Origin of the sequence: Shewanella sp. SM23 (assembly GCF_025654295.1) — a bacterium.
GTDB classification, from domain to species: domain Bacteria; phylum Pseudomonadota; class Gammaproteobacteria; order Enterobacterales; family Shewanellaceae; genus Shewanella; species Shewanella oncorhynchi.
The window spans coordinates 257,381-281,762 of sequence record NZ_JAKKRM010000001.1; the positions used below are offsets into that span (position 1 = coordinate 257,381).

Consider the following 24,382-nt stretch of genomic DNA (forward strand, 5'->3'; position numbering starts at 1 on the left):
TCAGGCAGATGTGTTCATCTTGCGCTGAAACTGTCATGTAAGAGCTTAGGTGATTAGCGCAGTCCGATAGTGCATCCAGATTTTGGATGAGAGTCGACCAGAGGGAACCCTCTGAGTTGATACCAAGTAAAATGTAAGACCTTCGGTGATTAGCGCAGTCCGGTAGCGCATCTGGTTTGGGACCAGAGGGTCAGAGGTTCGAATCCTCTATCACCGACCACTTTATTATCGTTTGCTTCGATGAATTCAAAGATAATTTGGACTCAAATAGGCGAGTGATAGGGTTAGCATAAATGCTTTCCAAATCGGTTAGGATACAGAAAATTCTGTAAACCATGCGCCCGTAGCTCAGTTGGATAGAGCACCCGCCTTCTAAGCGGGTGGTCGCAGGTTCGAATCCTGCCGGGCGTACCAGTTTCAGTGGTGATTGTAGCTCAGTTGGTAGAGTCCCGGATTGTGATTCCGGTTGTCGTGGGTTCGAGCCCCATCAGTCACCCCATTTTTAGTACTTTGAGTACAAATTAAAAAAAGCGACCTTGTGTCGCTTTTTTTATACCCCAGATTCGGCTGTTGAGGCTCGACTCTGCAGAAAACGGTGGCTATAATGTCGCGTCTTGATAGATATCAACTATGAGCGACCTGTGCCTAAAGCCAGTAGTGGTGGGCATTGTAGTCAAATTTAATGATCAAGAAACGAATACCTGAATAGTTGATGAATCGGCTATTACAAAGGACGTTAGACAAATTTCGAGGTAAAACAATGCAAGTTTCTGTTGAAGCAACCCAAGGCCTAGAGCGTCGCCTGACCATTTCTGTTCCTGCTGAACAAATTGAAAAGCTGGTTAAAGACAGTTTACAACGTGAAGCTAAGCGTGCTCGTATCCCAGGTTTCCGTCCTGGTAAAGTGCCTGTTACTGTGATTAACAAACGTTACGGCGCAGCGATTCGTCAAGACATCATGGGTGAAGTGATGCAACGTAACTTCATCGAAGCAATTATTGCTGAGAAGTTAAACCCAGCCGGTGCACCGACTTTTGTTCCTGGTTCAACTGATGGCGAAAAGTTCGAATTTATCGCTACCTTTGAAATCTATCCAGAAGTTGAGCTGAAAGGCTTAGATGCAATCGAAGTAGAACAACCAAAAGCTGAAGTGACTGACGCTGACGTTGACACTATGATTGAAACCTTACGTAAACAACACGCAACTTTCGCTGCTGTTGAACGTGAAGCTGCCGATGGCGACAAAGTGAAAATGAACTTTGTTGGCTCAGTTGACGGTGAAGAATTTGAAGGCGGCAAAGCTGATGATTTCGAACTGCAATTAGGTAGCGGCCGTATGATCCCTGGTTTTGAAGCAGGTATCTTAGGTCACAAAGCGGGCGAAGAATTTGTTATCGACGTGAACTTCCCTGAAGAATATCACGCTGAAAACCTGAAAGGTAAAGCGGCTAAGTTTGCGATTACGCTGACAGAAGTGCAAGCGGCTAACCTGCCAGAAGTAAACGATGAGTTTGCTGCTCTGTTTGGTATCAGCGAAGGTGGCTTAGAAGCCCTTAAAACTGAAATCCGTAAAAACATGAACCGTGAACTTGAGCAAGCGTTAAAAGCTAACGTGAAAGAGCAAGTGATCAATGGTCTGTTAGCTAACAACGATATCACTTTGCCAAAAGCATTGATCGATGGCGAAGTTAACGTTTTGCGTCAACAAGCCATGCAACGTTTTGGCGGCCAATCGGCTAACATGCCAGAACTGCCAGCTGAATTGTTCACTGAACAAGCTGCACGTCGTGTTAAAATCGGTCTGCTATTAGGCGAAGTCATCAAGACTAACGAACTGAAAGCGGAAGATGAACGCGTACAAGGCTTGATCGCTTCTATGGCTTCAGCCTACGAAGATCCAAGTGAAGTAGTTGCTTATTACAACAGCAACAAAGAGCTGATGCAAAACATGCGCAACGTTGCTTTAGAAGAGCAAGCGGTTGAAGCACTGTTGAAATCTGCCAAAGTGACCGAAAAACAAGTCGCTTTTGAAGAATTTATGAACAAGGCTACCGGTCGCGCATAAGCTAAGCTTGACTTGATTAGCTGTTCGCCATTTATAATGGCTCGTATGAGGCTCCTCATGCGAGCCATTTTTATTTAGGGAAGTGAATAATGCATAATGCGTCAGACATACAAAGTGCTTTAGTGCCTATGGTGATCGAACAGACTGCTAAGGGTGAACGCTCATACGATATTTATTCTCGTTTGTTGAAAGAGCGGATTATCTTTTTGGTAGGTCAAGTTGAAGAACACATGGCAAACCTTATCGTGGCGCAATTATTATTCTTAGAATCAGAAAGCCCAGATAAAGATATCTTTTTATACATTAACTCTCCTGGTGGCTCTGTCACCGCAGGCATGGCGATTTATGATACCATGCAGTTTATCAAACCGAATGTTAGCACTGTCTGTATCGGCCAAGCCGCTAGTATGGGCGCTTTCTTGTTAGCTGGTGGTGAGAAGGGTAAGCGTCACTGTTTACCAAACTCTCGCGTGATGATCCATCAACCGCTGGGTGGTTTCCAAGGTCAAGCATCAGATATTGCTATTCATGCCAAAGAAATCTTAGGCATTAAAAATAAGCTTAACCTAATGCTCGCTGAACACACAGGTCAACCGCTCGAAGTGATTGAACGCGATACTGATCGTGACAACTTTATGAGTGCAACTCAAGCCGTCGAATATGGCTTAGTTGACTCTGTGATGACGAAACGCGGCTGATTTTTGCTTTTGACTGAGCTATGCTTTGTAAAAGTTAAGCAAATTTAAGACAGGCAGTAGAGCAGACTGCAAATGAGGTAATTAATGGGCGACAACAAAAATAATGGTGACAGCGGTAAATTGCTGTACTGCTCTTTTTGCGGAAAGAGCCAGCATGAAGTCAGAAAACTCATTGCTGGCCCATCAGTGTATGTATGCGACGAATGTGTTGAGTTATGTAACGACATCATTCGTGAAGAGATTAAAGAAATCTCTCCAAAGCGTGATAGCGATAAATTACCGACACCACATGAGTTGCGTGCACATTTAGACGATTATGTTATTGGCCAAGACAGAGCGAAAAAAGTGCTTTCTGTGGCAGTGTATAACCACTATAAGCGTTTAAAAAATGCATCGCCTAAAGATGGTATCGAGCTGGGCAAGAGTAATATTTTGCTTATCGGTCCAACGGGTAGCGGTAAAACCCTACTGGCTGAAACCCTTGCGCGCTCACTCAATGTGCCTTTCACTATGGCAGATGCTACTACGCTGACTGAAGCGGGTTATGTGGGTGAAGACGTTGAAAACATCATTCAAAAGTTGCTGCAAAAGTGCGACTACGATGTTGAGAAGGCGCAGCGTGGTATCGTTTATATCGATGAAATCGATAAAATTAGCCGTAAGTCAGACAATCCATCAATCACCCGTGACGTATCGGGTGAGGGTGTACAGCAAGCACTGCTTAAGCTGATTGAAGGTACTGTTGCCGCGGTTCCACCACAAGGTGGCCGTAAGCATCCACAGCAAGAATTCTTACAAGTCGATACTTCTAAGATCCTGTTTATCTGTGGTGGTGCGTTTGCAGGGCTTGAGAAAGTGATTGAGCAACGTGCGCACGTTGGCTCGGGTATTGGTTTTGGTGCACAGGTGAAAGGCGAGAAAGAGAAAGCGACGATCTCTGAAACGTTATCACAAGTAGAACCTGGCGATTTAGTCAAATACGGTTTAATCCCTGAGTTTATTGGTCGTCTGCCAGTGGTTGCGACTCTGACTGAGCTGGATGAAGAAGCTTTAGTACAAATTCTATCTCAACCTAAAAATGCCCTAACTAAGCAATACAGTGCGTTATTTGAGATGGAAGGGGTTGAGCTTGAGTTCCGCGAAGATGCGCTTAAAGCGATTGCTCACAAAGCCATGTCTCGCAAGACAGGTGCCCGTGGCCTACGCTCCATCGTTGAAAGTATTCTGCTGGATACTATGTACGATATCCCATCCGTTGACGGTGTGGTGAAGGCCGTTGTGGATGAATCAGTAGTGAAAGGGGAATCTGCCCCAATCTTGATTTACGAGCACAATGAGGCCCAAGTGGCATCAGGCGAACAATAATTGTACTGATCGCTAATAAACTGAAAAACAAGGAGTCCAATGGACTCCTTTTTTCGTATTAACCATTGAAACTCCATAAAGCGTCCCAATATACTCCAGTATTAATCCATTTCACCAAAACGGAATCGAACTATGACCCAAGAGCGTGAAGCGCATATCGAACTCCCCGTGCTGCCACTGCGAGATGTGGTGGTCTATCCCCATATGGTAATTCCGTTATTTGTCGGACGAGAAAAATCTATTCGATGTCTCGAAACGGCAATGGCGCAGGATAAGCAAATTATTTTAGTGGCGCAGCGTGATGCCGAGCTCGATGAACCATCAAAAGATGACATCTTCGAAGTGGGTACGGTTGCCTCTATTTTACAGTTACTTAAGCTGCCAGACGGTACAGTCAAAGTGCTGGTTGAAGGCGGTCGTCGCGCCCGTATTACCCGTTATACCCAAGAAACAGAATTTTTTGTGGCTAAGGCTGAGTATCTGGAATCAGAACCGCTGGAAGACAAAGAAGAAGAAGTGTTAGTGCGCAGTGCTATTGGTCAGTTTGAAGGTTATATCAAGCTGAACAAAAAGATCCCGCCAGAAGTCTTGACCTCTTTATCGGGTATCGATGAAGCGGCGCGTCTGGCCGATACTATGGCCGCACACATGCCACTTAAGCTTGAAGATAAGCAATCTGTGCTTGAGATGGTCAACGTCGGCGAACGTCTGGAATATCTAATGGCGATGATGGAATCGGAGATCGACCTATTACAGGTTGAGAAACGTATCCGGACTCGCGTTAAAAAACAGATGGAAAAGAGTCAGCGTGAGTACTATCTGAACGAACAGATGAAAGCCATCCAGAAAGAACTGGGTGACTTAGATGAAGGCCATGACGAATTTGAAGCCTTAAATCGTAAGATTGAAGAGGCTAACATGCCCGCTGAGGCGAAAGAGAAAGCCCTCGCCGAGCTTAACAAGTTACGCATGATGTCACCAATGTCGGCTGAAGCGACGGTTGTTCGCAGTTATGTCGATTGGATGACAGCGGTGCCTTGGAGCCAACGCTCTAAAATCAAACGTGATTTAGCCAAAGCCCAAGAAGTACTCGACACCGATCATTTTGGCCTTGAAAAAGTCAAAGAACGTATCTTGGAATATTTGGCAGTCCAAAGCCGAGTGCGTCAGCTTAAAGGGCCAATCCTGTGTTTAGTGGGGCCACCAGGTGTGGGTAAAACCTCGCTAGGTCAATCGATCGCTAAGGCGACCGGTCGTAAGTATGTGCGTGTTGCCCTCGGTGGCGTGCGTGATGAAGCGGAAATCCGTGGTCATCGCCGTACTTACATTGGGTCTATGCCAGGTAAAGTCATTCAAAAGATGGCTAAAGTCGGCGTGAAAAACCCGTTATTCTTGCTTGATGAAATCGACAAGATGAGTTCTGATATGCGCGGCGATCCGGCTTCTGCTTTATTAGAAGTGTTAGATCCTGAGCAAAATGCGACCTTTAACGATCATTACCTCGAAGTCGATTACGACCTATCCGATGTGATGTTTGTTGCAACGTCAAACTCTATGGATATTCCTGGGCCACTACTTGACCGTATGGAAGTCATTCGTTTATCGGGTTACACCGAAGACGAGAAGCTGAATATTGCTAAGCAACATTTGCTGAATAAGCAAATCGAGCGCAATGGTTTAAAAGCCACTGAAATTAAAGTAGATGATAGTGCTATCGTTGGCATTATCCGTTATTACACCCGTGAAGCGGGTGTGCGTTCACTCGAGCGTGAATTGTCTAAGATTTGCCGTAAAGTCGTGAAAATGATTTTGCTCGACAAGTCGGTAAAGTCTGTGACTGTCAACCAAGAGAATCTTAAGTCTTTCCTTGGCGTGCAGCGCTTTGATTACGGCAAAGCCGAGTCTAAGAACCAAATCGGTCAAGTGACTGGCTTAGCTTGGACTCAGGTGGGCGGTGACTTACTGACGATTGAAGCAACCTCAGTGCCAGGTAAAGGGAAGTTAACCTATACCGGTTCCCTTGGCGACGTGATGCAAGAGTCGATTCAAGCAGCGATGACAGTTGTTCGCGCCCGTGCGGAACAATTAGGTATCAATGCGGATTTCTACGAGAAGCGTGATATCCACGTGCATGTGCCAGAAGGTGCGACACCCAAAGATGGTCCATCTGCCGGTGCGGCTATGTGTACCGCGTTAGTATCAAGCTTAACGGGTAACCCCGTGCGTGCTGATGTGGCCATGACAGGTGAAATAACCTTACGTGGTGAAGTGTTACCTATCGGTGGTTTGAAAGAAAAACTGCTAGCAGCACACCGCGGCGGCATAAAATTGGTGCTTATTCCAAAAGAAAACGAGCGTGATTTGGAAGAAATTCCTGCCAATGTGATTGCCGATTTAGAAATTCGTCCCGTGCGTTGGGTCGATGAAGTGTTAAAACTGGCACTAGAAAGGCCGGTGGAAGGCTTCGAAGTGGTTAAAAACTTGGCATAACGCAAGAAATTGCGCTATCACGTTAAAAAAAATGAAAAAAGGGGCTTAACAAAGCGCAGACCTGTGGTAGCCTAGGTCTGTGGAGAGCCAGCTGCTCCAAGCCCTTGGCGCAACTGGCTTTGAGCTGTATCCAGTTTTAATTCTTTGGTTTTCGAACTCAGCTTGAACTTTGAATTCAAGCTTGTTATAAAAGCCTCCGCAGACCGCTCTAGAGACGGATTTGGTTGCGGCGCAAAAAAATTACATTCAAGGGGATGACATGAACAAATCTGAACTAATCGAGAAAATCGCATCTGGTGCTGACATTTCTAAAGCCGCTGCTGGCCGAGCACTGGATTCTTTTATCGCTGCTGTGACCGAAGGTCTGAAAGAAGGTGATAAAATTTCTCTTGTTGGTTTTGGTACTTTTGAAGTGCGTGAACGCGCTGAGCGTACTGGTCGCAACCCACAAACGGGTGAAGAAATCAAAATCGCAGCAGCTAAAATTCCTGCATTCAAAGCTGGTAAAGCACTGAAAGACGCTGTTAATTAATCATTAATATCGTAGCCTTTGTAAGGCGTTCGTAATGACAAGCACTGTTTATCAGTGCTTTTTACGAATTGAAAGTAATGGAATATGAAGCTTAATTTCTACCATTACTCGGGGTTTTAGAATTTACCAGTGGTAGCGTCTGAATATTCCCCATAAATTACAGAAAGGCGCATCTCAACCTGATGCGCCTTTTTATTTTGTTAATCGCAACAAGCGAGAAATCTGATGTTAGAAAAGATCCGCGATGGTTCGCAAGGCGTGATTGCTAAAGGCATTCTCGTACTTGTGATTTTATCTTTTGCATTTGCAGGAGTCAGTAGTTACTTAGGTTCAACAACTGATGTGCCTGCGGCAGAAGTGAACGGTGACAAGATCACTAAAGCCGAGCTAGAGCAGGCGTACCAGAGCGAGCGCTCTCGCATGGAGCAACAGCTAGGTGAAATGTTTGCTGCGTTATCTGCTGACGAAAAATACTTACAAAGCATTAAGCAGAGCGTATTAGAACGCTTAGTGGCTGACAAGTTGATAGATCAAGCTGCTAAGGCTATGGGTCTACGTGTATCTGACGAGCAAATTGTTGCTGCAATGAGAGCTGAACCGGCATTTCAAACTGATGGTAAATTTGATAACGATCGTTATCAGGCGATTCTGCGTCAGTTAGGTTATCAGCCACAGACTTTCAGAGACATGATGCGTGTCGATATGACCCGTCGTCAGTTAACTGCGGCCCTTGTGGGTACTGAATTCGTGTTACCTGGCGAAGCTAAGCAATTGGCTGAGTTACAAGGCCAAACCCGTGATGTGCGCTATGTTATTGTCGATTCTGCACCGTTCTTAGCGACAGCGGTTGTGACTGACGAGCAAGTGAAAAACTATTACGACGCAAACCAAGGGCAGTTTATGAGCCCTGAGATGGTGAGCCTAGAATATGTTGAACTGAATGCTGCTGATTTTGCTAAAAATAATCCAGTTTCTGATGAAGAAGCACAAACGTATTACGAAGAACATAAAGCACAATATGTTTCTAACGAGAAGCGTCTTGCCGCGCATATTTTGGTTATGCCAGGTAACGATGAAGCGGCAGCAAAAGCCAAGGCTGAAGATCTCGCTAAGCAATTAGATAGCGGTGCCGATTTTGCTGATCTGGCTAAAGCTAACTCTGATGATACTTTGAGTGCAGAGCAGGGCGGTAAACTGGATTGGTTTGAACCTGGTGTAATGGACCCCGCATTTGATGCCGCTTTATTTGCATTAAATAAAGGCCAACATTCTGCGGTGGTTAAAACAGACTTTGGTTTCCACATTATCAAGCTATTAGATGTGCAATCTGGCGCGACTGTACCGTTTGCTGATGTGAAAGCTAAGATAGTGGCTCAATTGCAAGATAAGAAAGCGGTTGACCAGTTCTATAGCTTACAAAGTAAATTAGCGGATACCAGCTATGAAGTGCCAGATACACTATCTGAAACCGCAAAAGCTGTTGGCGTTGATGTTAAGACTACAGCACTGTTTTCTCGCGATAACGCACCTGCTGAGCTAAACAAGCCTGACTTAGTTAAAGCAGCCTTCTCTGAAACTGTAATGCTGAAAGGTTTAAACAGTGAAGTGATTGAGCTTGAACCTAACCATGTGGTTGTTATCCGAGTGAAAGAACATCACGATGCGGGTACTTTGGCCTTAGCTGAAGTGAAAGCCAACATCACTGAGCGCTTGAAGCAAGATCAAGCAAACGAAGCCGCCCGTGCAAAAGCACAGGAATTGATGGCACAAGTTAAAGCGGGTGCAACTGATCTTGGTTTAGTGTCTAAAGCGAAACTAGGCCGTGGCGCGCAAGACGTTGATGCTGCGATTGTAGGCAAAGCGTTCCAAATGCCAACACCAAGTACAACTCCTGTTGTCGATACCGTCGGTTTAGCAAACGGTTATGCTGTGGTTGCACTGGATAAAGTCAATGCTGCAGAAGGCGTGAGTGATGAGCTAGTTAATGCACTTAAACAACGTCTGAACGCACAATACAGTGAAGCAGACTACCGTGGCTTGATCGATTCGCTTAAAGCTAATGCCAAGGTGCTTTACCCTGTAGAAGAATAATTTCAGTGAGGATAGCGAGTTATTAAATTTACTATCCGACTGATTAAATAGAAAAGGCCAAGTGAGTTCACTTGGCCTTTTTGTTTTTAATTCGATAAAGTTTACCAATGAAGTTCGAAGGATATCCGCTATAGCAACACTGTCAGACTCCATATTCCATTACTTCAATCGCCACGTTACTGAATTGAATGGTTAATCATCAACGCCAATCATTACGCTGCTGGCTTTGATGAGGGCATAAGCCGAATCACCCACTTTGAGCCCTAGGCGCTCACAGGAAGCTTTAGTCACCACAGAGGTCAGTACGACACCGGGTGCAAGTTCGATTGTCACTTCATTGTTTACAGCGCCCATTTCTATGGATTTGATTGTACCGCTGAGGGTGTTTCTTGCGCTAATTTTCATTGATTTTCCTTATTGAGGGATTATTAGGGGTCAACTGCAGCTAGTGTAGCGCATCTTAATCTGGGAGTTATAAATAAAAACGCCACTAAAAAGTGGCGTTTAACGTTTGTGATAAGCAGTGATTCGCTATCGAGTTGATTAGAGTTCGATAACGTCAAACTCAACGTATGGATTAACGTCGGCATCGTAATCAATGCCTTCGATACCAAAACCAAATAACTTAATAAATTCAGCTTTATATTCACGGTAATCAGTCAATTCTGATAAGTTTTCTGTGGTCACTTGTGGCCACAAATTACGGCAGTGTTGCTGAATATCTTCACGCAGTTCCCAGTCATCTAAACGTAAGCGATTATCACTGTCGGTCTCAGGTTTTGCACCATCGGCACGGAATAGGCGCTCACTGAATAAGCGATAGATTTGCTCCATACAACCTTCATGGAGACCTTCCTGACGCATTTTCTTGAATACCATAGCGATATATAAAGGCATGACAGGAATGGCCGAACTCGCTTGAGTCACAACGCTCTTTAGCACTGCAACATTTGCGCTGCCGCCAGTGGCTGACAGTTGTTCATTTAACGCTTTTGCAGCGCGGTCCAGATCCATCTTGGCCTTGCCAAGGGCGCCGTGCCAGTAAATTGGCCATGTCAGTTCTGTACCTATATAGCTATAGGCTACGGTTTTGCAGTTATCGGCTAATACACCGGCTTCAGATAAGGCTTTGATCCACAGTTCCCAATCTTCGCCGCCCATAACAGTGACAGTATCGGCAATTTCTTGCTCAGTTGCTGGCTCAACGGTGGCTTCAATGATGCAGTCTTTATTGGTATCAACGGCAGTTGCTGTGTAAGTTTCGCCAATGGGTTTTAAAGCTGATCGGATAAGCTCACCTGAATCTGGGAGTTTGCGCACTGGTGATGCCAGTGAGTAAACAACCATGTCAATTTCACCGAGATCTTGCTTGATAAGCTCGATGACTTTTTGTTTAGCTTCATGGCTAAAGGCATCGCCGTTAATGCTTTTAGAATATAAACCTTCCGCTTTAGCAAATTTGTCGAAAGCGGCAGAGTTGTACCAACCTGCAGTACCTGGTTTCGCTTCAGTACCAGGCTTTTCGAAGAACACGCCAATCGTTGCGGCATCGCTACCAAAAGCGGCTGCGATACGTGAAGACAGACCATAACCACTTGATGAACCGACTACTAATACCTTTTTCGGGCCGTTAGCGATCTTGCCTTTTGCTTTAGTTAAGGTGATTTGTTCTTGAACGTTTACTTCACAACCGACAGGATGTGTAGTGGTACAAATGAATCCACGAATTTTTGGTTTGATAATCATATTTAAGCTTCTTCTATCAAAATGACCAATAGGATAAATATTTCGGCGGGTAAATGGCACCTATTTTTAGCCAATTCACCTGATTATTTAAGTGGTTGGAGCAGTTTAGCGTTTATGAACAAACAGACTCTGCTCTTGGACCAACCTCTGGGTGTATTCATGTTTTGGTGAGTTAAATATTTGTTCTGTATCAGCTTTTTCAACCATTACACCTTTGTGCAGTACCATAATTTTATCGCTGACATGGCGAATAATATTGAGATTATGGGACACGAAGATATAAGACAAGCCGAGATCTTTTTGCAGTTTTAGCAGCAAATTAAGAATTTGCGAACGCACCGAAAGGTCCAGAGCGGTTAAGGCTTCATCGGCAATGATAATTTTAGGATTGAGCATTAAGGCTCGTGCTACTGCGACTCGTTGTTTTTGCCCTTCGGAAATCATGTGCGGATAAAACTCCGCATGCTCGGGTAATAAACCTACTTTTCGTAAGGTATCGACCACTTGGGTGTGCCGCGATTGCGCAGACATTTGGGTGTTGAAACGCAGCGGCTCATCGAGCAATTGACCAATCGTTAGGCGCGGGTTCAGTGAAGTATTCGGATCTTGGAAAATCATCCGAATTAAGCGGCATCTTTGTTTTATATCGCGACTGTCTAAGGCTTCACCTTCGAAAAAAATCTCGCCGCCACTGCGGGGCTCTGCGCCGACTAAAATGCGGGCGAGGGTACTTTTACCTGAACCCGCCTCACCCACTATCGCTAAGGTTTCACCGCGTTCGAGTTCAAAGGATACGGGCGCTAATGCATCGTTATATTGGCGGGAAAAGCCCTTATAACCAGTATCATATCTTTTATAAAGGTCATTAACTTTAAGCAGTGGGGTCGTCATTATGGGTTTCGCCGTGATAAGGGAAATGACAGGCAAAATAGCGGTCTTTGATATGACTCAAATTTGGCTGATTAACGCATTTTTTTTGTGCTTCAGGGCAGCGTGGCCCTAAACGACAACCAATAGGCAAATGCTGTAAGGCGGGCGCAGAACCCGGTAGGGTAGGCATAATCGCCTTGTGACCACCTGAGCCTGAATAGTCGGGCATATTTTCGAGTAACGCCTTAGTGTAAGGATGATAAGGCTGCTTAATCACTTCGTCCGTCGGTCCAGATTCCATGACTTGACCGCAATAGAGCACGGATAAGTGATCGCACCATTGGGCTAAGGTTTCCAGCTCGTGGCTGATCAATAGAATCGATACGTTTTGTAATTGATTTAATTGGGATAATAATCTGAAAATTTGCGCCTGAGTGCTGAGCTCCATCGAGCTTGTGGGTTCGTCTGCAATCAAGAGGCGAGGCTGGTTAGCAACCGCCATCGCAATCATCACCTTTTGGCATTCGCCTTCGGATAATTCCCATGCGTAGCTAGACATCACCTGCCGCGGATTCTTGATCCCGACTTTATGCAGCCATTTCTGTGCTGTAAGTCTTGCATGCCTGCGCCGTTGCCAAAAATAGGCGTTGGGATTTTTAGGCATAGCTTGCATTAACTGACTGCCAACGGTTTGTGCTGGATCTAAGCTGCCAGACGGATCTTGGAAGATCATTGCCATGTCTGAACCCATCAGATTACGGCGCTCTTTTGAGCTCATGGCCATCAAGTTATTGCCATCCCACATCATGCGGTCTGCAGTAATAGTCCAGTTGGGGCCGGGGATGCCTAAAATCGCTCTGGCTAACAAACTTCGTCCTGAGCCAGATTCACCCACTAGCCCATGAATTTCGCCCGCATTGAGTGTTAAGCTGACTTTTTCTAGCGCCCGCACTCTACCGTGGGGCGTATCGAGTTCAATCGTTAGATTTCGTACGTCGAGTAAGGGCATAAGTTAGTTTCTGATGGGCGCAAGCGCCGACCGTAGGCCATCGCCAACCAAGTTAATGGAAAGCACACTGAAAAGAATCGCTAAGCCTGGGATAGTTACGGCCCAAGGTGCAGTTAGTAAATTATCCATCCCTTGGGCGACCATTGCGCCCCATTCTGGACTCGGCGCCTGTGCGCCCAAGCTTAAAAAACCCAGGGCAGCGATATCTAAAATAGCAGCTGAAATGGCAAGTGTGGTTTGAATTATCACCACTTCCCACACGTTTGGCATAATGACATACCAAAAAATTTGCATCGAGTTCGCGCCGTCTAAACGCGCGGCTGTGACATATTCTTTTTGCAATTCTTCATGTACCGACTGGTGTATGGAGCGCACAAATTGCGGGGTTAACGCTATCCCGACTGCCCAGAACACATTTTCAAGCCCTGGTCCCATTACAGCAACTACTAAAATGGCCATTAATAATGAAGGAATTGATAACAGCGCATCGAGCAAATGACCAAGAATACTGGATTTTAAGCCCCGCATCATGCCCGACAACGACCCTATGATAAAGCCTGTGAATAATGCAGTAACGACGATCAGCAGCGCCATGCCAAAGGTCAAGTGCGCGCCGTGTAATAATCGGCTGAAAATATCGCGGCCGAGATCGTCAGTCCCTAAAAAGTGCGCCACTGTCCCTGAAGGGTCCCAAGAGGGTGGCAATAGCAAGGCTCTTGGATCTTGTGCTTCTGGCGGAAAGGGCGCAATCATAGGGCCAAACAGGGTTAGCAAGAGCAGAAATGCAATCGTCCATAGACCCGCTAAGGCGAAAGGATTAGCCGAAAAGTTAATCCAAACCCGCATAGTCGGAGAGGCAATTTGATCTTCTTGATAAATTTTAACTGGTGGCATAAAGGTCTTTTCTGCTCAGTGGATTAAAGGCTGTGTGCAGCACTTCAATCAAGATACTTAGGAAGATAATCAATAGGGCCACGGCCAAAATCCCACCTTGGATAACAGTATAGTCCCGTTGGTAAATCCCTGAAACTAGCCAAGATCCTACACCAGGCCAAGAGAAAATCATTTCAACCACTATGGCATAACTGGCAAATGAGCCAAGCATTAGCCCTAAATGTTTAAGTACGGGGATTAACGCATTGGGCAGGGCGTGGCGCAGTATAATCGTGCCAGTATGCATGCCTCTGGCTTCGGCGGCGCGGATAAAGGTTTGATTCATCACATTCACCATTGCCGAACGGGTGCTACGAACCACTACAGTAAAAGGTAATACGGCCAGTGTTGTGGCAGGCAAAATGATATGCAGCAGGGCATCTTTAAATGCCGACATGCCGTATTCTGACTCTGACAACAAGGTATCCACTAGCATAAAGCCAGTGACGGGCTTGATTTCATAGAGCAAATTGATTTGTCCCGAAATTGGTAACCAACCAAGATCGACTCCAAACCAAAGCGAAAGATAAAGGCCTAACCAGAATACGGGTACAGAGTAGCCCGTTAGGGTAATCGCCATAATGGTATTTTGGGTGAGCTTATGTTGACTCTGGGAGGCGAGCACGCCTAAGGGCACGCCCAAGCAAATTGCGATAATGCCCGCCATCACAGCAAGTTCGAAGGAGGCGGGCAGGACGGCACTGAGTTCTTCGGCGACTTCTTGATGTGACGTGACTGAAATCCCTAAATTACCGCTAAGCCTTTGTTGTAGGTAAGCGATAAATTGCCACGCTTGGTTTTTATCTAATTTGTAGTCTTGTTCTATTTGAACCAGTTGGGTCGCCGTCGGTGTATGTATGCCAGTGAGTGCATAGGTGCGCTCAACTGGAAACAAGCCTGTAGCGTAAAATAAGACACCCACCATGACTAACGAAGTAGCAAGAAATAAATTGAGGCGACGCAGTAGGTATGTAAACATTAATTCGCCTCCTGTGGTGCTTGGCTAGTATGGGTGAAGGAAATCCCACCAAAAGGCGTAAGCTGCATATCCTTGATATCACTGCGAGTTAACGCTACACGTTTGGCATGGGCCAGACTAAGCATAGGTACTTGTTCAGCTAAAAAGGCTTCTGCTTGTTGATAAATCACTTTACGTTCCGCTTGATCTGATACTTCCCTTGCGCTGTTTAAGATGGCATCAAACTCAGGGTTACACCAGCGAGAACGATTGTTGTTTGATTGCATTGCTGCGCAGCTCAGCAGCGGATTAAAAAAGTTATCGGGATCGCTGTTATCAGCATTCCAGCCAATCAGCACAGAATCATAGTCGTCGCGGCTCAGTCTCTGATTAAATACGCTCCAATCGTAACTGACGATATTCACTTTTACGCCGATGTTTGCTAAATCGGATTGAATTAATTCGGCCGTTTTCAACGAATTGGGGTTATAAGCACGGGCAACCGGTATGGCCCAAATATTGATGCTGAGATTTTTTATACCCGCTTCTTTTAATAGGTCGCGTGCTTTTTGCGGATTGTAATCGACAAGTCCTTTGTTATTTTCGTAGGCCCATGATGCTGGCGGCAGAACGCCGGTGGCTTCAATGGCAGTATTTTGATAAACCGCTCGCAGGATATTTTGTTTATCAACAGCATAGGCAAGTGCACGACGTACGCGAACATCATCTAACGGTGGCTTTTGTGTATTAAAGGCCCAAAATGCTACGTTAAGACCTGGTTGTGATTCGATGTTTAATTCTTGATGCTGTTTGATAACAGGCAGTTCACCTGCTTTGGGCAGCGCAGAAACGCTGCAATCCCCCGCGATAAGCTTAGCGAGCCTAACTGTACTTTTGGGCGTGATATCAAATACCAACATATCGATTTTTGCTGGCTCTCCCCAAAAATCGGGATTACGGCGATAGCGGATATATTCGTTTTTAGCGTATTGCACTAAGGTGAACGGTCCTGTACCAATGGCAAAGTGGTCGACGTTTTCAGGATGACCTAAAGCTAACTGCTGCTGCGCGTATTCATTGGATAAGATCACCGCAAAGTCGGTGGCTAAATTTGACAAAAAAGAAGCGTCTTTGCGGGTTAAGTAAAAGACCACTTCATGGTCGTTTATCTTCTCTATCCCTTTAACTTGCTGAGAAAAGCCAATACTTTGGAAGAAGGGATAACCCGTGCGGGAGACAAAATGATAAGGATGCTGGGTATCGATAATACGATTAAAGGAGAACAACACATCGTCGGCATTAAAGGGGCGAGTTGGGTAAAAACGCTTCGAATGCTGGAACTGCACGTTTTCCCTGAGAGTGAAACGATAGCTTAAGCCATCATCAGACATGGCCCAACTCGTCGCCAAGGCAGGGACAAGCTTGCCTGATTGGGTGTCATAATCCACTAGGCGACTATAAATTTGATGTGAGGTGGCATCGATTGTCGTGCCAGATGTCACCAATTGTGGATTAAAAGACTCAGGGTTCCCTTCGGAGCAATACACCAAACCAGAAGGGAGTCGTTGGGGCCCACACGCGACCAACAACCAACTCATGCAAGAAACTGCAGTTGTTAGGCACAGGCGTCTAATTAGCACACTCATTTATAAATCATTATTTTATCGACTATGAACGGCTATTTTAGCAGTGCATCTCCCCCGTGGGCAATCTGCTTATGCTTTATCAAGTAAATTGTACTTTTTAAGGATGCCACGCAGTTGGTGGTAACTTAATCCGAGCATGTCGGCGGTTTTCTTTTGGTTATATTGGCTGTTTGAAAGTGCCTGCTGGATCAGATCCATTTCGTACTGCTCCGTTTGCTCTTTAAAATCCAGCGGAAAATTAAAGCAATTCGTTGAATACTCAGTATTGACTTGCACTTCAGCCTCAAATGTCGGCGCAGATTGTGGCGTACTGGCAATAGTTGTTGGCGCGACTGAGGTGATTTGACGTTCGCGGGTCTTGATCCGCGTTTTAGGCCGATACGGTGAAGCAAAGGGATCGAGGGTAATATGATCGATGGGCCTATTTTCACCGCCATTACGGTAAACGCTGCGCTCTACAACGTTTTTAAGTTCACGGATATTACCCGGCCAGTCGTGGGTCATTAATTGCTCGACCGCATGTGCGCTGAAACCGCTGAACAGCTGCAGCTTTAATTGGCGTGCCATGCCAACGGCGAAATACTCCGCCAGCGTCATGATGTCTTCTGGGCGGCAACGCAGCGGTGGCAGAGTAATTACATCGAAGGCGAGTCTATCGAGCAAATCGGCACGAAATTCGCCTGCGTCAGCAAGTGATGGTAAATCTTCGTTGGCGGCGCAGATTAAACGAACATCAGCCTGCACGGTTTTGCTACCGCCGACCCGCTCAAATTCGCCATATTCAATGACACGCAGGAGCTTTTCTTGGATAAGTCCTGAGGTGTTGGCTAATTCGTCGAGGAATAAGGTACCGCCGTCGGCGCGCTCAAAGCGGCCTTCGTGTTTGCCTTTGGCGCCAGTAAAGGCTCCTGACTCATGGCCAAATAATTCACTCTCGAGTAAATTTTCACTCAAAGATGAACAGTTTAGCTTAATAAAACTTTGATCCCAGCGCTTAGACAGATAATGTAAGCGTTCGGCAATAAGCTCTTTACCTGTACCACGTTCACCAATAATCAGTACGGGTTTAGACAGAGGCGCTATTTGCGACACATGTTCTAACACTTCGAGTAGGGCGTTGGATTGACCGATGAGGTTGTCTTGCTGAAATTTATTATCCACGATATTTTTTAGTCTTTCGCGCTAAAATTTGGTGAAAATGATAATAAGTGGCTTGAAGCGTAAAAGGAAGTAAAAGTTAATATTTTGTTTAAGCTACTGTATTTAAATAAGAAGTAAAAGTTGGCACGGTTAGTGTATTACCTTGTACGAGACCAACATCAATTTGAGGATAGGATTATGGGAATTTTCTCTCGTTTCGCCGATATCATTAACTCTAATATCAGCGCATTGCTGGATAAAGCCGAAGACCCAGAAAAAATGGTTCGACTGATTATCCAAGAAATGGAAGACACACTCGTTGAAGTGCGTTCTACCTCAGCTAAAGTGTTAGCTGAAAAGAAAGAGCTGCAACGTCGTATCAACCGCGTGTTAGAGCAAGTGCAAGATTGGCAAGATAAGGCTGAACTGGCACTGTCCAAAGACCGTGAAGACTTAGCGAAAGCCGCTTTAGTTGAAAAACAAAAAGCGACCGGTTTAGCAGATACGCTGAACCAAGAGTTAGCCGTCATCGATGAACATATCGCACGCTTGAAAGATGAAGTGGGCATGTTGCAAGAAAAGCTGCTCGATGCAAAAGCGCGTCAAAAGACCATTATTTTGCGCACTCAAACAGCGTCATCACGCTTAGAAGTGAAAAAGCAGCTAGATTCAAGCAAGATCGACAATGCTATGCTTAAGTTTGAGCAATATGAGCGCCGTGTCGAAGGCTTAGAAGCCCAAGTTGAATCTTACGATCTTGGCAGCAAGAAGACCTTAGCCGATGAGTTTGCTGCGCTAGAAGCGGAAGATTCTGTGAATGCAGAACTGGCAGCGCTCAAAGCCAAGGTAAAAGGTAAAGCGCCAACTAAGTCAAAAGAATAACAATTCAGAGGTGAGTTATGGATATGGACGTGCTAATGGCGCCGATTATTATTTTCATGGTGATAGTCGCGCCAATATGGTTAGTTCTTCATTATCGCAGTAAGCGACAAGTGAGCCAGGGACTCACTGAGGAAGAGTTTTCACAACTCAATGATTTGATATCCAAGGCCGATAAAATGGCGGCGCGTATCGAGACCTTAGAGGCCATTCTGGATACAGAATCGCCCGAATGGAGGGGGAAACATGAGAGGATCTAATGGCCGTACTTTGTACCGCATTCCCCAGTCAGGCAAAATAGCGGGTGTATGTGCAGGGATTGCCGAGTACTTTGCGATTGAAACTTGGTTAGTGCGAGTGCTGACTGTGTCTATCTTCTTACTCGGCGGCTCAGGTGTGGTATTTATCATCTATGTCGCTTTGTGGGTGATTTTAGACATCAAGCCGCAAAAGCATTACGATAGAGACGATATCGAGGTGAAGAAGAAGCCGTGGCAGTCGGGAGAACCCGCAAAGCAAGCGCTAAGCGACGTGAGTCGTCAATTTCGAAGTCTAGAAGTTAGGCTACAAAATTTAGAACGCCATGTCACCTCTGACAACTTTGATTTAAAAAGACAAATCAATAGTTTGTAACCCTTCTAAAGGGCGGCCATGTCCGCCCTTGTTGCTTAATCTCTGCTCCATTCCAGTGTATAGTCAACATCACTTGACATAAGTTAACATCATTCGACATAAGGGAAGTCTCTATGGGAATGCTTGATGCCTCGCTCCATAAATTAACCCAAAAGGGCCAATCCCTGTTACATCGCACCGCGGACCGGCATTTACGTTTGGCCGTGACGGGGCTTTCTGGTGCGGGAAAAACGGCGTTTATCACGGGGTTAGTCAATCAGTTACTCAATTCTGGACCTGTCTCAACGTTACCTCACGCACGTAACAACAGCGCTTTGCCACTGTGGCAGGTGAGCCGCGATCAGCGTTTACTCGGTGTTAAGCGTGCCATGCAGCCGGATCTTGAAATCGCTAGTTTTGATTATCAAGGCGCCATGTTAGCGCTCACTTCCGAACCTGCGACTTGGCCAGCCTCTACCCGTACTATTTCTGAATTACGATTGGCTATTAAATACCAACCTAAGAAGGGCTTACTGGCCAAGTTTTCTGATACCGCCACCTTGTATTTGGATATAGTCGATTATCCTGGCGAATGGTTACTCGATTTACCTATGCTGCGCCAAGACTTCGTTACTTGGTGCCGTGCTCAACAAGTTCGCATCGAGAATCTTAAAAGCTCTCCCTTGTATGCCGAGTTTGAGCAATCTTTGACATCATTGGATTTAGCCGCGAGCACCGATGAACAGCAATTAAAGCAGATTGCCGATCAATATCAGCTATTACTCAATGATTTAGTGCACGTGCAAGGTTATTACCAAGCGCAACCTGGACGCATGTTATTGCCGGGTGAATGGCAGGGCGCTCCCTTATTGGCTTTTTTCCCCCTGTTATTGGTTAATGATGAAAAGTTTGCTGAGCTTTCGCAAAGCGATAAACACAGTGGATTCCATGTACTTGAAAAACGTTATCAAGAATATGTGGCTAAAGTGGTTAAGCCTTTCTATAAAAACCACTTTGCCGGTTTTGATCGGCAGTTAGTACTTGTTGACTGTTTTAGTGCGTTGAATCGCGGTAAAAAGCAATTTGAGGATATGGGCACGGCGCTCAATGCCATTATGGAAAGCTTTCAGTTTGGCCAATCGAGTTATTTACGGCGGTTATTTGCCCCCCGCATCGACCGTTTATTGTTTGCCGCGAGCAAGGTTGACCATGTGACCCGCGATCAGCAGAGCCATGTTTTGTCCCTGCTGACCGATATGCTGAAACACAGTCAGCATTTTGCCAGTTTCGATGGTTGTAAAGTGGAGACTATGGCGATTAGCGCCATTAAAGCGACTCGCCATGGCATGGTAACGACCCAAGAGGGCGAGGTGGAAGTCGTGCAGGGGATGGGACTCAACGGTAAAGCCCTGACCTTGTTTCCTGGCGAAGTGCCCACTCGCTTACCTGAGCCCGATTTTTGGCGTGAACAAGGGTTTAACTTTGTCGGCTTTGCACCGCCGAGCAATGCCAATGTTGACCCTTCTCAAGTGCATTTTGACCATATTCGTCTCGATCATCTGCTGCAGTACTTACTGGGAGATAAGTTGGAATGACGCTAAAGCTATCGGATAACGCTAATGAGCAGGCCTCTAATTCCTCTGTACACTCATTTGAGCATAAGGCGCTGAAAAAGCAGCAGCTGTTTGACCCACAAGTCGTGGAGCTCAAACCCAGCAAAGAGGATCTTAAAGGGGCGAAGGCCTTTGATCCCCATACGCCAGTGCAAGAAGTGGCTGCCGATATTGAGGAATTGATGGATGAAACGCTGTCAGCTCATCCCAAAATGATTGATGCTAAATCGGTATCGCCTCAACTTGTAAAATCACGGCGTTGGTCTTGGCTCGCCCGTCTAGCAGCTGTGAGTTTATTGCTGCTTGTAGTCGTTCAAACAGGATTAGGACTGAGGGATGCTTGGCTTGAGAGCCCTTGGTTGTTCAGTTTTTATGGTGCGGTGCTTGGGGTGGTCAGTGCGTGGGCATTGGCGGGCGCAGTCAGTGAATACCGTAAGCTCAAGCGACTCAAACAGGTTGCCGATACTCAAGAAACAGGTGCAAGACTAGCGCAGAGCATGCAAATGGGTGAAGCAGACAGCTTTATCGATAATATCGTTTGCCACTATGGCGACAGCAAAGGGTTGCAGCAACTTCGCCGTTCATTAAAAGATGAGCATAATGATGCCGAGAAAGTATTGTTATTCGAGGACTTAGTGCTGACTGAGCGGGATGAACTGGCAAAGAAAGTGGTGCGAAGATATGCTGCCGAGTCGGCAGTGCTACTGGCGGCCAGTCCGTTAGCAGTGCTCGATATGGCGATTATCCTCTGGCGTAATCAACGTATGCTGCGCGATGTGGCCCGTTGTTATGGCATTGAGTTAGGTTATTGGAGCCGGATTAAACTTATCCGCAGTATCATCATTAATATTATTTATGCGGGCACTAGTGAGTTAGTCACTGATTTAGGGACACAGCTGTTATCGGTTGAAATGACAGGTAAATTATCTGCTCGCTTGGCCCAAGGTTTAGGCGGCGGTATGCTAACGGCGCGCCTTGGATATCAAGCCATGGCGCTGTGTCGGCCGATTGTGTTTAGAGAAGATCAAAGGCCTAAATTGTCTAAAGTGCATCAGGAATTGTTGATCGAACTTAAGCAGTTTTCAGGCAAGCTGTTTACCAAAGAAGGTCGCGACGCATTAAAAGGCCAGTTCGCCGATGTTGATGATAGGGTATCGCGGTCATCTAAAGATAAGTCTAAAGAGTAGATGCTATTGAATATCATATGATTAAACGATTCAAATAGCCGAAAGTAGATGCGCTAATGGACTTGTTCCTTAGCGCATTTTTTATGATTCTTGCAGATAAAGAGAATGACTAAGTGTGACGTAAAAGTGCTATGTAACAAGTTAATTACACCTTTGATCTCTGCTATTTTCGTCATGCTACTGGCTTAAGTGCTTGGCCGCGTTATGGTAGGGCTTATTCGATAGGGCTAATGTTTCATTAACTTATCTATTAGATTATCCATAATGCGGGCATTGAGCGCTCCACACCAACAATCAATCAAGAACGGGAACTGCTCAATGCCAATGACAAGGAGCTAGGTATGCAAGATGAGTCAGGCAAGATGTGGAAGGCGGCAACACAGGTTATTCATGGCGGCCATGAGCGAGAGGCTTTTGGTGCCTTAGTGACGCCGCTTTACCAAAGTGCGACTTTTGTGTTTGAGTCTGCACAGCAAGGTGGTGAGCGATTTGCGGGCAATGAGCTGGGGTATATTTACACGCGTTTAGGTAATCCGACAACTGCCGAGCTTGAACGTAAAATGGCGATTTTAGAAGGGGCAGAGGCCGCAGCAGCAACCGCTTCTGGTATGGGCGCAGTATCCGCCGCATTGCTGGCTAATTTGCAGATGGGCGATCACTTAGTGGCGTCGAATGCCGTATACGGTTGTACTTATGCGCTAATGACGACTCAGTTTGCTCGCTTTGGTATTGAAGTGTCCCTAGTGGACTTTTCATCGTTAACAGAAATAGAAGCGGCGATCAAATCCAATACTAAGGTCATTTTCTGTGAAACCCCTGTCAATCCGCATTTGCAGGTATTTGATTTAGCGTCAATTGCGAATATTGCCAAACGTCATCAGTTGGTCAGTATTGTCGATAATACCTTTATGACCCCATTACTGCAGAGACCGCTGGATTTTGGTATTGATTTGGTGATCCACAGTGCGACTAAATATCTCAATGGTCATGGTGATGTGATTGCGGGGATAGTGTGTGGCAGTGAAGAACAGCTCCATAAAGTGAAGTATGAAATTTTAAAGGATATTGGCGCTGTGATATCGCCACATGATGCTTGGCTGATCTTACGCGGCCTTAAAACCTTAGATGTGCGTTTGCAGCGCCATTGCGATAGTGCCCAGCGCGTTGCAGAGTTTTTGGCGGAACATCCAAGCATTACACATGTGTATTATCCCGGGCTTAAATCTCATCAAGGGCATAAATTCATTGGCCAGCAGATGAAACGTGCTGGTGGTGTTATCGCGTTTGAACTGGCGGCAAATTTAGAAGAAGCCATGGCCTTTGTCGGATATCTAAAGTTGTTCTCAATTGCGGTGAGTCTAGGTGACGCTGAATCCCTGATCCAACATCCTGCATCGATGACGCATTCACCTTATACGCCAGAGGCAAGAGCGGCGGCTGGCATTGGTGATAACCTGCTGCGGATCTCTATTGGTTTAGAGGATTGTGACGACATCATCGCCGACTTGAACCAAGCGCTAGCTCGATTAGCTTAATGAATGTTGTTATTTTAAAGACCGTTAGCTATTTGAATGATAAAAGGATGCTTTTTGCATCTTTTTATCATAGTCAAGCACTGGCTCATTGAGCCGAAGACAGAAGTTTAGCGATAGTGAATATTTATGACGCCGATTTGGTATTTCGGGACAGCTTAGACTATTTTTGATTTGAGGCCACGGAAGTAGGACGAAAGGCCGCAAATCATGGAATAGAGGAATTGTTATGAAAACCACAAATCGTATACCTGCTTTTATGAGTGCCATAGCATTAACGGCTTTTTTGGCAAGCCCAGCAATCGCAACAGAAACCCCAACCAAGGCCGCCGTGAAAGTAGAGGCTAAAACTGAAGCGGGTGAAATGGCATCGGATGTGAAGAAAGCTATGCCAGATGCCGCTCAAGTCAACATCAATACCGCTTCAGCCGAGCAGTTACTCGTACTCAAAGGGATTGGTGCCGCAAAGGCTCAAGCGATTGTCGACTATCGCACTAAAAATGGTAAGTTCAATGCCATAGATGACTTAGCGAATGTCTCTGGTGTTGGGGCTAAGATAATTGAGCAAAATCGCCATTTGATCAAGTTGTAACCACCTTTGGCGATGATTGCGCTGTAGCCTACTGATTTTTATGATAAGAGATTCAGTAAAACATATATAAAAGTCTGCATTTGCAGGCTTTTATCATTTCAATCACTCCATTTGCTTATAGATTGTGCAGTTAGGTGGGATATTAAGAGATCTTATCGATTAGCGCTTGATCCCATAGGGGCCATGGGGGATAATCCTTCGCGTTCAAGCAATGCTTTGGTTTATGTCATTCAAAGTAATGTTCGAAGTTATGGTGACCCTAGGGTCCCCCCGCAATGATAACTTGTGAACTCGGCCAGGCCCGGAAGGGAGCAACCGCAGCAAGCGACTCGTGTGCCGGGGTGTCGGCTCTAGGGGAACCTCCAATTCAACAGTCCCTCTGCTTATTTCCGTTGTACTTCTCTATATCTACTCAATTTATATT

The 24,382-nt window shown here is 45.7% G+C and carries 21 protein-coding genes, 3 tRNA genes and 1 other RNA gene; 17 read left to right on the forward strand and 8 right to left on the reverse strand.

Annotated elements, in window-relative coordinates; genetic code table 11:
* Positions 1–143 precede the first annotated feature (143 nt).
* The 9 genes from L5L98_RS01040 (at position 144) to L5L98_RS01080 (ending at position 9,241) form a co-directional block, all read left to right on the forward strand.
* Positions 144–220, forward strand: a tRNA-Pro gene (locus L5L98_RS01040).
* Between the two features lie 117 nt (positions 221–337).
* Positions 338–414: transfer RNA gene (locus L5L98_RS01045), tRNA-Arg, on the forward strand.
* A 9-nt stretch (positions 415–423) separates the two neighbouring features.
* Positions 424–499, forward strand: a tRNA-His gene (locus L5L98_RS01050).
* A 261-nt stretch (positions 500–760) separates the two neighbouring features.
* A complete protein-coding gene (gene tig, locus L5L98_RS01055) occupies positions 761–2,065 on the forward strand; it encodes a trigger factor (RefSeq protein ID WP_028760469.1) in 1,305 nt (434 codons plus the stop codon).
* Positions 2,066–2,154: 89 nt separating this feature from the next.
* The gene (clpP, locus tag L5L98_RS01060) at positions 2,155–2,763 is read left to right on the forward strand and encodes an ATP-dependent Clp endopeptidase proteolytic subunit ClpP (RefSeq protein WP_063883148.1); all 609 of its coding nucleotides are present in this window, start codon (positions 2,155–2,157) and stop codon (positions 2,761–2,763) included.
* Between the two features lie 84 nt (positions 2,764–2,847).
* A complete protein-coding gene (gene clpX, locus L5L98_RS01065) occupies positions 2,848–4,128 on the forward strand; it encodes an ATP-dependent protease ATP-binding subunit ClpX (RefSeq protein WP_028760467.1) in 1,281 nt (426 codons plus the stop codon).
* Positions 4,129–4,260: 132 nt separating this feature from the next.
* The gene (gene lon, locus L5L98_RS01070; RefSeq protein WP_105252934.1) at positions 4,261–6,618 is read left to right on the forward strand and encodes an endopeptidase La; all 2,358 of its coding nucleotides are present in this window, start codon (positions 4,261–4,263) and stop codon (positions 6,616–6,618) included.
* 259 nt (positions 6,619–6,877) lie between these two features.
* Positions 6,878–7,150, forward strand: coding sequence for a nucleoid-associated protein HU-beta (gene hupB, locus L5L98_RS01075; protein WP_006081127.1), 273 nt, complete (start codon positions 6,878–6,880; stop codon positions 7,148–7,150).
* Between the two features lie 225 nt (positions 7,151–7,375).
* Positions 7,376–9,241, forward strand: coding sequence for a SurA N-terminal domain-containing protein (locus tag L5L98_RS01080; RefSeq protein ID WP_028760465.1), 1,866 nt, complete (start codon positions 7,376–7,378; stop codon positions 9,239–9,241).
* A 192-nt stretch (positions 9,242–9,433) separates the two neighbouring features.
* Here the strand turns inward: L5L98_RS01080 and L5L98_RS01085 are convergent, their stop codons facing one another.
* The 8 genes from L5L98_RS01085 to pspF all read right to left on the reverse strand — a co-directional run bounded on the left by L5L98_RS01085 (position 9,434) and on the right by pspF (position 17,564).
* On the reverse strand, positions 9,434–9,646 hold the full coding sequence (locus tag L5L98_RS01085; protein ID WP_006085368.1) for a molybdopterin-binding protein: 213 nt from the start codon (positions 9,644–9,646) through the stop codon (positions 9,434–9,436).
* Between the two features lie 138 nt (positions 9,647–9,784).
* Positions 9,785–10,987: an enoyl-ACP reductase FabV gene (gene fabV / locus L5L98_RS01090; RefSeq protein ID WP_105252933.1), complete on the reverse strand. Its 1,203-nt coding sequence runs from the start codon at positions 10,985–10,987 to the stop codon at positions 9,785–9,787.
* A gap of 105 nt (positions 10,988–11,092) precedes the next feature.
* The gene (locus L5L98_RS01095; protein WP_263138182.1) at positions 11,093–11,878 is read right to left on the reverse strand and encodes an ATP-binding cassette domain-containing protein; all 786 of its coding nucleotides are present in this window, start codon (positions 11,876–11,878) and stop codon (positions 11,093–11,095) included.
* Entirely contained in the window at positions 11,859–12,866 is a 1,008-nt protein-coding gene (locus tag L5L98_RS01100; protein ID WP_113938851.1) for an oligopeptide/dipeptide ABC transporter ATP-binding protein, read from the reverse strand. Before L5L98_RS01100 ends, L5L98_RS01095 begins: the two co-directional genes overlap by 20 nt.
* Before the next feature lie 3 nt (positions 12,867–12,869).
* Positions 12,870–13,760, reverse strand: coding sequence for an ABC transporter permease subunit (locus L5L98_RS01105; RefSeq protein ID WP_105252931.1), 891 nt, complete (start codon positions 13,758–13,760; stop codon positions 12,870–12,872).
* Positions 13,747–14,778, reverse strand: coding sequence for an ABC transporter permease (locus tag L5L98_RS01110; protein WP_028760461.1), 1,032 nt, complete (start codon positions 14,776–14,778; stop codon positions 13,747–13,749). Before L5L98_RS01110 ends, L5L98_RS01105 begins: the two co-directional genes overlap by 14 nt.
* On the reverse strand, positions 14,778–16,403 hold the full coding sequence (locus L5L98_RS01115; protein WP_028760460.1) for an ABC transporter substrate-binding protein: 1,626 nt from the start codon (positions 16,401–16,403) through the stop codon (positions 14,778–14,780). Before L5L98_RS01115 ends, L5L98_RS01110 begins: the two co-directional genes overlap by 1 nt.
* 69 nt (positions 16,404–16,472) lie before the next feature.
* The gene (gene pspF / locus L5L98_RS01120) at positions 16,473–17,564 is read right to left on the reverse strand and encodes a phage shock protein operon transcriptional activator (RefSeq protein WP_263138183.1); all 1,092 of its coding nucleotides are present in this window, start codon (positions 17,562–17,564) and stop codon (positions 16,473–16,475) included.
* 177 nt (positions 17,565–17,741) lie between these two features.
* Here pspF and pspA point away from each other — a divergent pair, with 177 nt between their 5' ends.
* From pspA to ffs, 8 genes are all read left to right on the forward strand, one after another.
* On the forward strand, positions 17,742–18,425 hold the full coding sequence (gene pspA / locus L5L98_RS01125; RefSeq protein ID WP_006081137.1) for a phage shock protein PspA: 684 nt from the start codon (positions 17,742–17,744) through the stop codon (positions 18,423–18,425).
* Between the two features lie 17 nt (positions 18,426–18,442).
* Positions 18,443–18,682, forward strand: coding sequence for an envelope stress response membrane protein PspB (pspB, locus tag L5L98_RS01130; protein WP_006081138.1), 240 nt, complete (start codon positions 18,443–18,445; stop codon positions 18,680–18,682).
* Entirely contained in the window at positions 18,669–19,055 is a 387-nt protein-coding gene (gene pspC, locus L5L98_RS01135; protein WP_028760457.1) for an envelope stress response membrane protein PspC, read from the forward strand. The genes pspB and pspC overlap by 14 nt, the downstream gene beginning before the upstream one ends.
* Positions 19,056–19,168: 113 nt before the next feature.
* Positions 19,169–20,629, forward strand: coding sequence for a YcjX family protein (locus L5L98_RS01140; RefSeq protein WP_173245612.1), 1,461 nt, complete (start codon positions 19,169–19,171; stop codon positions 20,627–20,629).
* The gene (locus tag L5L98_RS01145) at positions 20,626–21,834 is read left to right on the forward strand and encodes a YcjF family protein (RefSeq protein ID WP_263138184.1); all 1,209 of its coding nucleotides are present in this window, start codon (positions 20,626–20,628) and stop codon (positions 21,832–21,834) included. Before L5L98_RS01140 ends, L5L98_RS01145 begins: the two co-directional genes overlap by 4 nt.
* Before the next feature lie 341 nt (positions 21,835–22,175).
* Positions 22,176–23,369 carry a methionine gamma-lyase gene (megL, locus tag L5L98_RS01150; RefSeq protein WP_263138185.1) on the forward strand — a complete coding sequence of 398 codons (1,194 nt, stop codon included), beginning with the start codon at positions 22,176–22,178 and terminating at the stop codon, positions 23,367–23,369.
* Positions 23,370–23,595: 226 nt separating this feature from the next.
* Positions 23,596–23,958, forward strand: a complete 363-nt coding sequence (locus L5L98_RS01155; RefSeq protein WP_263138186.1) for a ComEA family DNA-binding protein — start codon at positions 23,596–23,598, stop codon at positions 23,956–23,958.
* Positions 23,959–24,217: 259 nt separating this feature from the next.
* Positions 24,218–24,315: signal recognition particle sRNA small type (ffs, locus tag L5L98_RS01160), an RNA gene on the forward strand.
* Positions 24,316–24,382: the final 67 nt, after the last annotated feature.